This is a genomic window from Acinetobacter genomosp. 33YU, assembly GCF_001990725.1.
GTDB lineage: Bacteria > Pseudomonadota > Gammaproteobacteria > Pseudomonadales > Moraxellaceae > Acinetobacter > Acinetobacter seifertii.
In genome coordinates, this window is record NZ_LFZQ01000004.1 from 252,701 (window position 1) to 266,562 (window position 13,862).

Here is a 13,862-nt window from a genome sequence, read left to right on the forward strand (position 1 = left end):
TCTTTTTTTATGTGCATTTTTTCAAACTTCTTTCAGTTGTGTATAAACTAAAACTTATCCACAAATTTGTCTAAAAACGCTTCTGATTATTTTCAACAACTCATCATTTTTTTATAGCTCCCAAGCTTTCAAAGCATGTATTCGATGCTATGCTTAAGCCCCATTTGATAGGAAGTTTAAGATTATGGCACAAGAGTTACTTGCCCAATTACAAGCAGGCACAGCAAAATTTTCAGACGTTTTAGCTCATATTGAAGCACGTTACCAACATACTCCAACAGCTTTTCAAAATGGTGCACAGCATAACGCTGCGACTGAAAATCAAGGCAGTGCGAAAGTTTTCTCTTTTGCCAAGTTACAAGGTTTAGACCAAGCACAAACTTTAAGTTTATTTGCAGAGCACTATGCATCTGTATTGGCTACCCCAGAAGGAACTGATCATCAAAATATTCGTCAGTTTATGCAAAATGGTTGGGATGGTGTGAAGTTTGAAGGTCAGGCTTTAACTGAAAAGTAATTAAGTATTTGTGAATACACGACGGAGTCTTACCGTTTATTCTCAAATGAAAGTAGCTAATTCTGTTACTTTGGTTTTGCCCAAAGTAACCAAAGGCATTTGTCATCAACAGAACCTGTTCCCCGATTGCACTTATCCAATATTTTGCAAAAACAATATATAGCTGATTTCAGTCAGGCTGTTGATGACTTTAACGCGTATCAAATCCCAAAATAAATCAGATGTTTTTAATTCGTCATTTACTATCGTGACAAGCGGCATGGATGCCGCTGTTTTGCTGTGCTACATGGATGTAGCATCAGCGAAACAAAAGATTTTTGCTTACTTTTGATCTCTCAAAAGTAAGGTATGCCTATACAAATGGCCTTGGAGAATATCTTAAAACGGAGGCCGTGCAGTATATATCGCTCCTTAAACATTTGAATAATCAGTTGCCTGCTACCCAATAATAAGTCGCCAAACCCAAACACGTAAAAATTAACGACCCAATTAAATGAATAGAAATTGCCAACATCGCCATTCCCAACTTACCACTTTGCAATAAAGTCACAATCTCAATCGAGAACGTTGAAAATGTAGTTAAAGCACCACAAAAGCCAGTGATTACGAAAAGCTTATAATTCGGACTCAAATCACTATGAGCAAAATAAGCCATCGCAAAACCAATAATAAAGCCACCGACTAAATTAACAGTGACAGTACCCAATGGAATTTGCGGATAAACTGGATTCAGTTTTAAACCTAAAAACCAACGCAACCACGCCCCTAGAACTGAGCCTAAAGCAATTGAAAGTAAAGGATAATACATAGAACCACCCCTTTAGTGAGATGCTAAAAGAGCAAAAATTAATGAAGGAAAATATGACATGGCGTACTCCAAAAATAAGCAGAGTACGCAATAACCTACGTACCCAGCGATATAAATATATGAGGGTAACGTAGGCATCATTAGCCGATATGGCGGTTTTTCAAGGGAGGAATGCCATCTCCCCGTTTTAAGTATATTAAATCATCTAAAAGTTGATTAAAACATACTTATTAAATCATGGACGTTCATCGTATTGCGGTAAATCGTCACAAATGCTTTCCCACTCTGCTTTTGAAGCAGCAAAAATATGCATTGTCGGCTTTTGGTCTAATGGTGTATCGAGTGACCCAATTCTTACACGATACAGTTCAGGCTGGGCATCACGCGAGCTAATAAGCGGTGAACCACATTCGCTACAAAACCAGCGATACACACCATTCACAGCAAATTTTTTGACGAGATCTTCACCTTGGGTAATTTTAAAATCTGTACTTTTAACAGGAGCATTGGTGGCAAATGCTGTTCCATTGGATTTTCGGCATCGTTGGCAGTGACACTGAATAATATCTCCGATATCGCCCTTAATTTCATAGCGAATACCCTGACATAAACAACTTCCTTGATAAACTGGTGATGCTTGAGACATGTCCTTTTAAATCCTATTATTATTGATCGCTCAAAAATAACACTTTTCACATATCAAACATAGCAGCGAATTTGCCGTTATTTCTCTAAGAATGAATGCACGCCTTCACCAGCAGCTCGTCCAGTAGCAAAACATGCTGTAAGCAAATAGCCGCCTGTAGGAGCATCCCAATCCAGCATTTCACCACAGCAAAAAACACCTGAGGTTTGTTTAAGCTCTAGGCTTTCAGTTAATGCACCTTGCTTAACACCACCAGCACAGCTAATTGCTTCTTCAATCGGTCTAAAGCCACTTAACTTGATTTGAAGTGCTTTAATTTGCTGAGCCATAGCCTCTGGTTGGTTCCATAGCGCTTTATCAACCACTTCTCTAATTAAGTTAATTTTGGCCGTGTCTAAACCTGCTTTACGCCAAATATTAGTAAGCGATTGTTTTTTGCTAGCCTGTAATTTTTTAACTAACTGTGTAAGCTCTACATCAGGCAATAAATCTAAAAATAGATTTAAGCTTTTCCCTTGTTTTTGTTGTTCTCTTAAAGCTCGTCCAAGTTTATAAATGACACCACTTTCTAAACCATAGTGAGTAATCACAATATCGCCATGAGTAACTTGGCTAGGCTCAACCCACGCATTGATACGCTTTAAAGGTTCACCAAAACAGCTTTCCATAAAAGCTGACCAAGTGTGCAATACCCCTGCATTACTTGCTTTAAAAGGTTTAATACTGGATTGATCTATCCATTGCTGCCAAGCACCATCACTACCCAATTGAGACCAAGATACAGCCCCACAAGCCAATACGACTGCATCGTATTGTTGGGTAAAAGTCTTGCTGCTTTGATTATTTTGGTTTTCTAAAGTCACTGTTGTACCTTGCAAATTAATACAACGATGACGATAAAAGAATTTAACTTGCTGTTCTGCTAAACGTTTTAACCAAGCACGAAGTAAAGGAGCCGCTTTCATTTCAACAGGAAAAATGCGACCTGAAGTGCCCACATAAGATTCAATTCCCAGACTTTTCATCCAGTTCTGAATCCAGACTGCATCCCATTTCTCAACCCACGGTTTAAGCCATTCTGCATGGTCATAACGTTCAATGAACTGGGCTAATGGTTCAGCATGCGAGATATTCAAACCTGTTTTACCAGCCATCAAAAACTTACGCGCAGCCGAAGGTTTTTGCTCAAACACATCAATTTCATAATCATACTGGCTCAGTACCTCAGCTGCCATTAAACCAGCCGGACCAGCACCGATAATGGCAATGCGCTTACTCGCCATGTGTTTGCCCTTGCAGTGGCGTAAATTCATCAAATCGAGTTTGATAACCTTCAGGCTTGCTGATTATGAGCTGTTGGCAAAGCTCACCACGCTCTAAATATTTAATTTCAAAATGAGTACGTGCAGAAGTTTGTGCAATTTTTTCTTTTTGGTAAGGCAGCTTCCACACATTTAATAACTGTTGTTCAGCTTCTTCAATATATTCAGGAATATTACTTGCCAAAGTAATGGTTCCGCCTGTTTTCAGACGTGATAACAAAAACTCAAAAAATGGCATGTTTAACCAGCGCTGTGCCGGATTATGAGGTTCAGGGTTCGGATAGAGAATAAAAAAATGTTCAACTTGTGCAGGGTGTAAAGCATGTACCACCCACGGCAAAGCATCCGCATGTACAGGTACCAGATTTTCTCGTGGTTCTAAACCATGCTGCTTTTGCATTGCCAAGAATTTTTCTCGGGTTCGTTCAATCGCATATAACGTGTGCTGTGGATTTTGCCCACTAAATAGCAAAGCATGTTTACCTTTGCCCGCCCCAATTTCTACACAAATTGGAGTATTTTCAATTGGGGTAAAATCACGAGGCGCTTGCATACGTTGTGCTTGAAATTGACGAATCTGCATAATCACATCAAACTAAATAAAAATCGGCACAAGTCTAACAAGTCACCTGACTTTTGCCTAATCTATTTCTCTTCACTTTGAGGATATCGCTTTATGCCACGTACATTCCCCTGCCCACGTTGTGGTGAACCAAGTGTTTGGGAAGGCAATGAATTTCGTCCATTTTGTTCTGAACGTTGTAAACTCATTGATTTAGGCGCTTGGGCAAACGATGAATATAGACTGCCTACCCAAGATGCTCCTCAGCAAAACAAGGGTAGTCAGCATGAAGATGATTATGAGGATTAACCCGCTTTACCTGCGACAAACGGGTTAAATTTTTTTTCATAGCCAATGGTACTCATTGGACCATGACCTGAAATAAATTGGGTTTGATCTGGCAAGCTAAAGCATTCACGTTGAATCGATTCAATGAGTTGCTCATGGTTACCACGTGGAAAGTCTGTTCTTCCTATTGAGCCTTTAAACAGGACATCGCCAGTCCAGAGTAAGCCATGATTCTTGTTATAGAACATGACATGCCCTGGTGTATGTCCTGGTGCAAAACGCACCTCAAACTCATCTTCACCGAGTTTGAGCACTTCGCCGCCTTCAAGCCATTGATCAACTTTTACTGGCTGTGGAATTGGAAAGCCATAACGTGCTGAAACTTCCTGAATCATATCTAACCAGAACTGATCTTCTTTATGCGGACCAACAACGGGAACACTCCATTCTTGTGCGAGTTCACCCACTGCCCCTGCGTGATCTAAATGCCCATGAGTAAGCCATAGTGCCTTTACTTTTAAACCTAAAGCTTCTACTTCTTTCTTCAAAACAGCAGCGTCACCGCCTGCATCAATCAAAACTGCTTCTTTTGTTTCACTGTCCCAGACTAAAGAACAGTTTTGAGCAAAAGCAGTAACTGGAACAATTTTGACTTGCAGCATAAGAACCTCTGGCTAAAACGCAATTAACGGTGGGCTAAGGTATGAGTAAGGGCATCAAGATTAGCCTGAACTAAACCTGCAAGCAAATCAATATGAGCCTGATCACTATTTAAAGCAGGAATGTAAGCATAGTTACCACCACCCGCCTCTTGAAACAACTCAGCGTTTTGGATGGCTAACTCTTCAAGTGTTTCTAAACAATCGGCAGAAAAAGCGGGACTTAAAACCTGAACTGACTTAACACCCTGCTTCGCCCAATCTTGTAAAAGCTGGTCAGTATAAGGTTTCACCCATTCTTGTTTTCCAAAACGGGACTGGAAACTAATTGCCCATTCATCATCGTTTAAATGTAAAGCTTCAGCGACTAACTTTGCGGTAATGCGACAACGGTCTGCATAAGGGTCGCCTTTGTCTGCATAAGGCTGTGGAATACCATGAAATGACATCAATAGTTTTTCAGGCTTACCATGCTGCTCTTGGTAGGCTAAAACACTTTCTGCCAGTGCCTGAATAAACATTGGGTGCTGGTAGTAGTCTTTAATAATGGTCAGACCCGGCAAATTGCGCTGACTAGGAATCCATTTGGCAAATGCATCGTATAGAGGCGCTGTCGACGTCGCAGAATACTGAGGAAATAAAGGTAATAAAATGACATGCTCTTGTGGATGAGCTGCCAGTTTTTCTAAAACTGCATCAATACCCGGATTACCATAAGTCATTGCTGGCAATACAGTTAAATCAAATTGTTTATTTTCACGTTCTAAATAAGCTTGCACACGTTGAGTTTGTTCAAACACAATTTCACGCATTGGTGAATCGGTAGACCATACCGAAGCATAGGCATGCGCTACTCTTTTTGGACGAAAAGGTAAAACGAACAAATTTAAAATAATCCACCAGATCAATTTCGGTATTTCAATCACACGTGAATCAGATAAAAACTGCTTTAAAAAACGGCGCACCGCTGGGACAGTTGCCTCATCCGGTGTACCTAAATTCGCTAAAATGACAGTAACTTTCGGTTTTTGTTCAAACGACATGCGCAAATGCCTTTCAGTTCAACTTATGACACTAATGTAACAGTTTTCATTGTTATATATAAATTGAATTGCTCTAAGCTTTTAATCGAGCACCTCGATGATTCCATTTATAACTCAGTAAAAGCTTTTGCGCTTTTGTAGTCAATTTCCACAAACTTGGGTACTGCTCAGATTTTGTTGGAATAATCCAACCTTGTGACTGCATTTGCCTTTTAATTCGAAATAGCGCTTTATGATTGATTTGTGCACAAGCTACTGCATGGGCACGAGGTAACACCTCGCGGGCATCTTCTAGCCCTGCTTGATTAAGATATTCATTAAGGCAAGTGCCGAAGTTTTCTTCTGGCATAGCTGTCTCAAAGTGTTTAGCCAAAATACTTAATAGCTCAGACCACGTCATTTGCCTCTGGCGTTTCAGCTCTTTAAAGTTACCATCTTGAAACGCTTGAATTTGATACTCAAACGCAAAAATGTCTTGTGGCCCTACTTCATTGAGTTGTGTAGGTACATCTGCTAATTGTTTCTCTAATTGTAAAATTTTACTTTTTAATCGATTAACCTCATCTTCCAACTGATGTGCTTGGTGTGCAGGTACCCAACCCTGTCCCACATGTTGTTCAACCATTAAAGGCATATTTAAACGGACAGCTAGCTCTAAATCACGCGGGCTTTTAAAGTAAAATACGTGGTGAGCTTCGTGTAATAGTTTCTTTCTAAATGCTAGAAATTTTTCTTTAAGCTGTGGATGAGTCTCTTGCAAATGCATATCGCGGCTTTCAGGTTGCTCATGCATGAATACCACAATAGGTTTAGCTCGGCTTAAAGCATATTCATACTCTTGGGCAAAATAGCTAGCGCCAGAAATAGATTGTTCACCGTACTGGCTGCCTAATAGTAAGACAACGTAATCCGATTCATCAATTTGTCGACGGGAAAGTGTTGTAGTTAAAGGACTTCTATACTCTAAACCCCAAGCAAAGAAACCCATACTGACTAAAGTTTGAGAGAGAACTACACGTTCAGGTTGCATCTCGCGACCTGACGTTGAAATAAAAATCTGATAGCGTGTATCGAGCATAACAATACCCTTATCGCCCCATAATCTTAATATGGCCTAAATAAGCCAAGACTATGAACCGCCCCAAATAAGAAAAAATAAATATAAAAAACGCTTTCTTCTGAATGCCTACAACAGAGCTCAACTCAGATTGTGCAGCGTCCATGTCAATTCTTGTGGAATCATATTCTGTAAAACAGGTTGCAATGCATCGGCATTATTACCACTTACATAACATTCAATACGTGCAACATTCTGACGCATTTGGTCACATAATAACTCATTTTTTATTAAAATACGGGCTGTTTGTCGGGCAACTGCTAATCCCGAATCAACCAGTGTGAATTGGTTATCAAAAAGATGATGAATTGCTTCATTTAAGAACGGATAATGCGTACAACCGAGCACTAAATAGTCAGCCCCTTGATCGGCTGCAGGCTGTAAAACCTCTTTTAATGCATTCAAACAAACAGGACTCATTTGCTGCCCTGCTTCGACACAAGGAACAAGTTCCAGATTGGTTAAAGTCATGACTTTAACACCCGCTGGAACAGCAAATTTTTCTACAACATCTTTAATAAGTTGCCCACGAAAAGTAGCAGGCGTTGCCAATACTGCCACTACTTTAGAACGGGTTTGTAATACGGCAGGTTTTAATGCCGGTACTAAACCAACAATTGGGAAGTGCTCGCCATAATGTTCACGTAAATGGTCAAGACTAAATGCTGAGGCAGTATTGCATGCTACAACTGCAATTTTACAGCCTTGGCGGTATAACCAATCGACAGCGCGAGCGGTAAGCTCTCTAATTTCGTCATCAGAACGAGGGCCGTAAGGTACATAGGCTGTATCGGCATAATAGACAATACGTTCGTTTGGCAAATATCTGGCAATTTCTGCTGCAACCGACATTCCTCCAATTCCCGAATCAAAAATACCAATTGGGGCATCTGCTGATGCTTTAGGCATAGATTCTAATTCAGTAAATAAAGGCTGTATGGCTGTCATGGCAGTACTAGAGAGTGTCGGAAAATTTCACTCTATAAAGCTTAAACCTCAAGTGCCTAATTGCAAGTGCAAATTACCACTTTTTAACTGCAAAATGGTTTCATCTTTATCATTTTCGACCAGTGTTCCATAGTTCACGAGATGATAAAAAGCTTGGCGTTGAATAAGTGCATTAATACCAAATCGGACATGCACATAAGGGCGTAATTCGCCTGCATATTCTCGCATAAAAATCGGGTGTTCTGCATCAACCAAAATCACATCTTGATTGGTCGTCGTGAGTTGCAAAAACTGATCACCTGAAATTTCGACCTGATCGACCTGATTGACCAATAAAGGTTCATCTTCAACTTCGATTTCAATTTGTTCTACAGGGGTTTTCAGGTAGAATTTACCCTCTTCTTTCCATAGGACTTTGGTAAACAAATCCAATAGGGCTTGGCGCTTGATTAATTGACCTTCGTGCCACCATTCTCCATTGGCTTTAACCGTTAAATCCATTTTACCGCAATGCTTTGGATGCCATTGCTCTAAAGGTGGAATTGACCTTTTGTGACTTTGCTGTACATCTTTTAAGTATTGTGCAATGTTCATTAAGTTTTTATCATCAGATAACGGTATTTTTCCCATATCCGATGGGGAATTATTTTGATTTACCATAGTTTATGCCTTGCTGACGAGAAAATATGACGACTCAGCCAATTGGCTAGATCATGGTTTAAAACTATACTAGCCAAAACGATAAAAGGCACAATAGCATATTTGCGCCTATGGATTAAAACTCACGGCAGCACCGGATGATCTGACATTACGGTTGCCACCTTTAAGTATTGAGGAGTCCTACATGGAACACATCGAACGCGAATCGATGGAGTTTGACGTTGTCATCGTAGGTGCAGGACCTGCAGGTCTATCTGCTGCGATTAAGATCCGTCAATTAGCGATTGAGAATAACTTACCCGATCTTTCAGTTTGTGTAGTTGAAAAAGGCTCTGAAGTAGGTGCGCATATCTTATCTGGTGCTGTACTTGAACCACGTGCTATTAATGAACTTTTCCCGAACTGGAAAGAAGAAGGCGCGCCTCTGAACGTACCTGTAACTGAAGACAAAACATTCTTCTTGCTTTCAGAAACTACGTCTAAAGAAGCACCTCACTGGATGGTTCCTAAAACCATGCATAATGACGGTAACTATGTTATTTCATTAGGTAACGTGGTTCGTTGGTTAGGCCAAAAAGCTGAAGAATTAGAAGTTTCTATCTTCCCTGGCTTTGCTGCATCTGAAGTGCTTTACCATGAAGACGGTACTGTAAAAGGTATTCAAACTGGCGACATGGGTATTGGTAAAGATGGCGAACCAACGCATAACTTTACTCCGGGTTATGAGCTTCACGCTAAATACACTCTCTTTGCTGAAGGTTGCCGTGGTCACTTAGGTAAACGCCTCATTGCAAAATATAACCTTGATAAAAATGCTGACCCTCAGCACTACGGTATCGGGATTAAAGAACTTTGGGAAATTGACCCAGCAAAACATAAGCCGGGCTTAGTGATGCATGGCGCTGGTTGGCCATTGGCTGAAACTGGTTCTTCTGGTGGTTGGTGGTTATACCACGCTGAAAACAACCAAGTGACTTTGGGTATGATTGTGGACTTGTCTTATGAAAATCCACACATGTATCCATTCATGGAAATGCAGCGCTGGAAAACTCACCCACTCATTAAACAATATTTAGAAGGTGGTAAGCGTATTTCTTATGGCGCACGTGCTGTAGTGAAAGGCGGCTTCAACTCATTGCCTAAATTGACTTTCCCGGGCGGTTGCTTAATTGGTGATGACGCAGGTTTCTTAAACTTTGCAAAAATCAAAGGCTCACACACTGCCATGAAATCAGGCATGTTATGTGGTGAGGCTGTATTTGAAGCGATTGCTGCTGGTGTAGAAAAAGGTGGTGACCTTGCGATTGCACGTGTTACTGAAGGCGAAGATTTATTCGTTAAAGAGTTGACTTCATACACTGACAAATTTAACAACAGCTGGTTAAAAGAAGAGCTTTATAACTCTCGTAACTTTGGTCCAGCAATGCATAAATTTGGTCAATGGATTGGTGGTGCATTTAACTTTATCGACCAAAACGTCTTTAAAGTTCCATTTACTTTACATGACTTGAAGCAAGACTTTGCTGCATTGAAAACTGTTGATGCAACAAGCTTTAAGCCAAACTATCCAAAACCGGATGGCAAACTTACATTTGACCGTTTGTCTTCTGTGTTTATCTCAAACACTGTACATGAAGAAAACCAGCCAGCTCACTTGAAGCTTACTGATCCTTCAATTCCAGTGAATGTGAACTTACCAAAATGGGATGAGCCTGCTCAGCGCTACTGCCCTGCTGGTGTTTATGAAATCATGGAAAATGATGATGGTTCTAAACGCTTCCAGATTAACGCAGCAAACTGTGTTCACTGTAAGACTTGTGATATTAAAGACCCATCTCAAAACATTACTTGGGTAACGCCTGAAGGCGGCGGTGGTCCGAATTACCCTAACATGTAATAAAAAAGCCCCGAATAATCGGGGCTTTTTTATTAGTATCCACTTAATGAAAAGGCGGTATTTTTGATACTTTTAAATTAAAATTCTTTTTATAGAAAATAAATGTGCCTAATAAAAATAAGCTAAGAAAACCAAAATTCCGCGCTACATCAATATACCAAGCTGATTTTCCAAATAATAAATCAATCATTAGCATAAATCCCATGAATCCTGTATGTAAGATGAGGCTATTGCTAATTTTTGATTCTGGAGCAAAAGATGTATTTCTATAACCTAATATAATTGAACCGAGAATTATAAAAGTGACTAGAATTATGGTAGCCATAGTCTCAGTTAACCAAGAAACTTCTATACGTAACAAACCAGCAAGACATGTGAACCAAAGGAAAATAAATAAGCTTCGTTTTAGAAAATAATCTTTCATTTTTATATGTCATTTATATACTTAATTTTATAGATTATATAATGATTCTTATTTGTAAAAAATTATCATTTTAAAATAATTTAAATGTTTAATGGCTCCCAACATTATTCATTAGAAGCCTCATTTATTCTATTAGCCCTTTTTCACCAAGTAATGAAATTCTTTATGACCATTTTCATCTAAGCGTTCTTCTTGCAAAAGCAACTCGTGACCTAAATGCATACAAAATTTAGGAATATCCCACGATGTCGAATTGTCTGTTGCAAAGACCTCAACCACATCTCCAGACTTAGATTTACGAATGGCTTGATGCAACATCATGACAGGTTCTGGACAACGTAAACCACGTGTATTGAGTTGTACAGTAGGTGAAATAGGTTGTTCTGACATAACTAACTCGAACAAATAGAATTTTCACATTTTAGCATAAACCGATCACTGACTTATGAACTGTAACTGGTGTTTACATAACAATATGTGTTTTGTCTTTTACTTTGTTTTATAGATGCATAAGGGCCTTTTCTTCGGTATGATCAATGTATTCATTTGATACATTGAGTCTTTAGGAAAGATCATGCAAGAGGAACCGAGTCCGTCGTGGGGAATGCGAGGCTTACGAAAGTGGTTAGGTACAGCGCCCGAAACCCGAGATGAATTATTAAAACTAGTCCAAAATTCACGTCGTTTTTTAGAACCTGATACTGTTGCCATGCTTGAAGGTGTTCTTGACCTTCCTGCTACAAAAATTCGTGAAGTCATGACGCCACGAACAGCAATGATCAGTATGCAAGAAGATGATCAGTTACTTGATATTCTTCACGTATTGGTTGAGTCTGCTCACTCACGTTTTCCAGTTTTCTCGGCTGACCAACCCGATAATGTTGTGGGTATTTTATTGGCAAAAGATTTATTGCCATTTTTGACTGAACCAAATACCAAATTAGATATTGGCTCGCTTATGCGCCAGCCATTATTTGTGCCTGAAAGCGCACGTTCAGATCAAGTTCTTCGTATGCTCAAACATACCCAAACCCATATCGCGATTGTCATTGATGAATATGGCTCTACGGCTGGTCTTGTTACACTTGAAGATATTCTTGAAGAGATCGTGGGTGAAATTGAAGACGAACATGATACTGCTGATGAAGATGCGCAGTACATTGTTCCAGATAGTGACCACAGTGTAGCGAATGCATGGATGGTGCAGGCACTTACACCAATTGAACACTTCAACACTGTATTAGATGCTGATTTTTCTGACGATGAAGTAGAAACTGTCGGCGGTTTATTGCTTCAAGAAATTGGTCTAGTCAGTGATTTACAAGGTCAGACAGTTGAACTTGGAAAATGGTTATTTACGATTGTTGAAGCAGATGCCCGCACTATTCATCTGATTCGAGCTGTACGTCAATGAGAGCATACTTTGAAAAGCTGTTAGATTCTTCGCAACAACAAAAACAGCTTCCTTTAATTTTTCCATTGCTCATTGCTTTATTTTCAGGTGCCGTGTTCAGCTTTGCACTGGCACCTTATTATTGGTGGTGGCTGGCAATTTTGTCTCCTGCCCTACTCTATGCGACATTGCATAAACGCTCAGCCAAACAAGCATTTGCGATTGGCTGGAGTTATGGTTTTGGTTTATGGTTTGTAGGGGCTTTCTGGCTCTATACATCTATCCATGTATATGGCGATACCAATGCCTTTTTAAGCGTATGTATGATTGCTGTTATGGCTCTTGTGATGGGCTTATTTACAGCATTCCAAACTTGGGTTTATCGACGCTTCTTCCCTGAAACACCGCTGACTTTCGCCCCTCTCTGGATTATTTTTGAGTGGGCTAAAACTTGGGTATTTACGGGTTTCCCGTGGCTATTTGTAGGTTACGCTTTTACTGAACGCCTACTCGATGGTTATGCACCGCTATTTGGTATTTATGCAATTTCCTTCGTGGCAATTGTTCTAGCGTGTGCTTTAGTCGAAATTCTACGTAAGCGTATTTTTTGGGTTATCCCTGCTGCCCTATTAGTTTTGGGTGCATGGGGAGCATCATATATTCAGTTTGTACAACCTAAAGCGGCTAAACCATTAAGTGTTTCGCTCATTCAAGGTAATATTCCACAAGATTTAAAATGGCTAACCGAATATCAAGTTAGAACATTAGAAATTTATGCAGGTTTAACTCAATCTGAATGGGGCCGTGACCTCATTGTATGGCCTGAGTCTTCAATTCCACTCTTCCAAACCGACATTGAACCGTTTTTGGATGCCATGGATGCACAAGCGAAAAAGAACCATACCGCTTGGGTAACTGGCATTCCTTATTGGGATGTTGCAAAATCACATCAAGTCGGCAGTCCTCTGTATTACAACAGTATTATGGCGTCTGGCAGCGATTCAAGCGGCCTTTATAAAAAGCAGCGTCTTGTGCCGTTTGGTGAATATATTCCGCTTTCAGGTTTACTCTCTTGGGTGTTACCAGCCATGCAAAATGATATTAGCATGAGCGGTTTTACACGTGGTGAGAGCAACCAGAAACCACTCTTAATTAAAGGGCATGCGCTTGCTGCTGCAATTTGTTATGAAGTGGCATATCCGAACCTGACACGACGTAATGCAGAAGATAGCGACTTCTTGGTGACTGTATCTAATGATGCTTGGTTTACGGGTACTGCTGGCCCATGGCAACATTTACAAATGGTACAAATGCGCGCGAAAGAAAATGGTCGCTGGTTTATTCGTGCAACCAACACAGGTGTAACAGCATTTATTGATCAAAATGGTCATATCACTGAACAAGCACCGATTGATAAAGAGTTTGTCTTGAGAGGTGATTTACCAGCTATGCAAGGCCAAACTCTCTATAACCGTCTAGGTGATTACCCAATTTTAGGATTTGCAGTATTACTGTTGGTTTTAGGTTGGATCTATCGTCCACGTCAAGTTGATGTGTCTTATAAATCACGTCGCTAAA

Annotated in this window: 17 protein-coding genes and 1 riboswitch; of the genes, 5 read left to right on the forward strand and 12 right to left on the reverse strand. The window is 40.1% G+C overall.

The features are described from left to right. Positions 1-184 precede the first annotated feature (184 nt). Positions 185-517, forward strand: a complete 333-nt coding sequence (locus AC056_RS04090; protein WP_002114866.1) for a HopJ type III effector protein — start codon at positions 185-187, stop codon at positions 515-517. 132 nt (positions 518-649) lie between these two features. Here the strand turns inward: AC056_RS04090 and AC056_RS04095 are convergent, their stop codons facing one another. The 5 genes from AC056_RS04095 to AC056_RS04120 all read right to left on the reverse strand — a co-directional run bounded on the left by AC056_RS04095 (position 650) and on the right by AC056_RS04120 (position 3,882). After that, positions 650-778, reverse strand: a complete 129-nt coding sequence (locus tag AC056_RS04095; protein ID WP_002053279.1) for a hypothetical protein — start codon at positions 776-778, stop codon at positions 650-652. Between the two features lie 166 nt (positions 779-944). Further along, on the reverse strand, positions 945-1,325 hold the full coding sequence (gene crcB / locus AC056_RS04105) for a fluoride efflux transporter CrcB (protein WP_077162818.1): 381 nt from the start codon (positions 1,323-1,325) through the stop codon (positions 945-947). Positions 1,326-1,449: 124 nt separating this feature from the next. Then, positions 1,450-1,516, reverse strand: a riboswitch (Fluoride riboswitch). 44 nt (positions 1,517-1,560) lie between these two features. After that, entirely contained in the window at positions 1,561-1,971 is a 411-nt protein-coding gene (locus AC056_RS04110) for a GFA family protein (protein WP_000075988.1), read from the reverse strand. 77 nt (positions 1,972-2,048) lie between these two features. Next, positions 2,049-3,254 (reverse strand): TIGR03862 family flavoprotein, encoded by a 1,206-nt coding sequence (locus AC056_RS04115; protein WP_077162819.1) that lies wholly within the window; start codon positions 3,252-3,254, stop codon positions 2,049-2,051. Then, positions 3,244-3,882 (reverse strand): SAM-dependent methyltransferase, encoded by a 639-nt coding sequence (locus AC056_RS04120; RefSeq protein ID WP_077162820.1) that lies wholly within the window; start codon positions 3,880-3,882, stop codon positions 3,244-3,246. Before AC056_RS04120 ends, AC056_RS04115 begins: the two co-directional genes overlap by 11 nt. A gap of 87 nt (positions 3,883-3,969) precedes the next feature. Here AC056_RS04120 and AC056_RS04125 point away from each other — a divergent pair, with 87 nt between their 5' ends. Beyond that, a complete protein-coding gene (locus AC056_RS04125) occupies positions 3,970-4,164 on the forward strand; it encodes a DNA gyrase inhibitor YacG (protein WP_004698974.1) in 195 nt (64 codons plus the stop codon). Here the strand turns inward: AC056_RS04125 and AC056_RS04130 are convergent. The 5 genes from AC056_RS04130 to AC056_RS04150 form a co-directional block, all read right to left on the reverse strand. Continuing rightward, on the reverse strand, positions 4,161-4,805 hold the full coding sequence (locus AC056_RS04130) for an MBL fold metallo-hydrolase (protein ID WP_019456911.1): 645 nt from the start codon (positions 4,803-4,805) through the stop codon (positions 4,161-4,163). The two genes, AC056_RS04125 and AC056_RS04130, sit on opposite strands and share 4 nt — an antisense overlap. Positions 4,806-4,828: 23 nt before the next feature. Then, positions 4,829-5,845: a ferrochelatase gene (gene hemH, locus AC056_RS04135; protein WP_077162821.1), complete on the reverse strand. Its 1,017-nt coding sequence runs from the start codon at positions 5,843-5,845 to the stop codon at positions 4,829-4,831. Between the two features lie 73 nt (positions 5,846-5,918). Next, positions 5,919-6,923, reverse strand: coding sequence for a DUF4062 domain-containing protein (locus AC056_RS04140; RefSeq protein WP_077162822.1), 1,005 nt, complete (start codon positions 6,921-6,923; stop codon positions 5,919-5,921). A 120-nt stretch (positions 6,924-7,043) separates the two neighbouring features. Further along, positions 7,044-7,910 (reverse strand): glutamate racemase, encoded by an 867-nt coding sequence (gene murI / locus AC056_RS04145; RefSeq protein ID WP_077162823.1) that lies wholly within the window; start codon positions 7,908-7,910, stop codon positions 7,044-7,046. A 48-nt stretch (positions 7,911-7,958) separates the two neighbouring features. After that, complete coding sequence (locus tag AC056_RS04150) at positions 7,959-8,570, reverse strand: DUF1285 domain-containing protein (RefSeq protein ID WP_077162824.1); 612 nt, start codon at positions 8,568-8,570, stop codon at positions 7,959-7,961. A gap of 184 nt (positions 8,571-8,754) precedes the next feature. Here AC056_RS04150 and AC056_RS04155 point away from each other — a divergent pair, with 184 nt between their 5' ends. Continuing rightward, a complete protein-coding gene (locus AC056_RS04155) occupies positions 8,755-10,467 on the forward strand; it encodes an electron transfer flavoprotein-ubiquinone oxidoreductase (RefSeq protein WP_077162825.1) in 1,713 nt (570 codons plus the stop codon). Between the two features lie 43 nt (positions 10,468-10,510). Here the strand turns inward: AC056_RS04155 and AC056_RS19665 are convergent, their stop codons facing one another. Both AC056_RS19665 and tusA read right to left on the reverse strand, forming a co-directional pair. Continuing rightward, positions 10,511-10,891 (reverse strand): hypothetical protein, encoded by a 381-nt coding sequence (locus tag AC056_RS19665; protein WP_139344619.1) that lies wholly within the window; start codon positions 10,889-10,891, stop codon positions 10,511-10,513. 132 nt (positions 10,892-11,023) lie between these two features. Continuing rightward, positions 11,024-11,281 (reverse strand): sulfurtransferase TusA, encoded by a 258-nt coding sequence (tusA, locus tag AC056_RS04165; protein ID WP_002053527.1) that lies wholly within the window; start codon positions 11,279-11,281, stop codon positions 11,024-11,026. 184 nt (positions 11,282-11,465) lie between these two features. On the opposite strand from tusA, the gene AC056_RS04170 reads away from it, so the two are divergent. Together AC056_RS04170 and lnt are read left to right on the forward strand one after the other, a co-directional pair. After that, complete coding sequence (locus AC056_RS04170; protein WP_004698992.1) at positions 11,466-12,305, forward strand: HlyC/CorC family transporter; 840 nt, start codon at positions 11,466-11,468, stop codon at positions 12,303-12,305. Continuing rightward, positions 12,302-13,861 (forward strand): apolipoprotein N-acyltransferase, encoded by a 1,560-nt coding sequence (gene lnt, locus AC056_RS04175; protein WP_077162826.1) that lies wholly within the window; start codon positions 12,302-12,304, stop codon positions 13,859-13,861. Before AC056_RS04170 ends, lnt begins: the two co-directional genes overlap by 4 nt. Position 13,862: the final 1 nt, after the last annotated feature.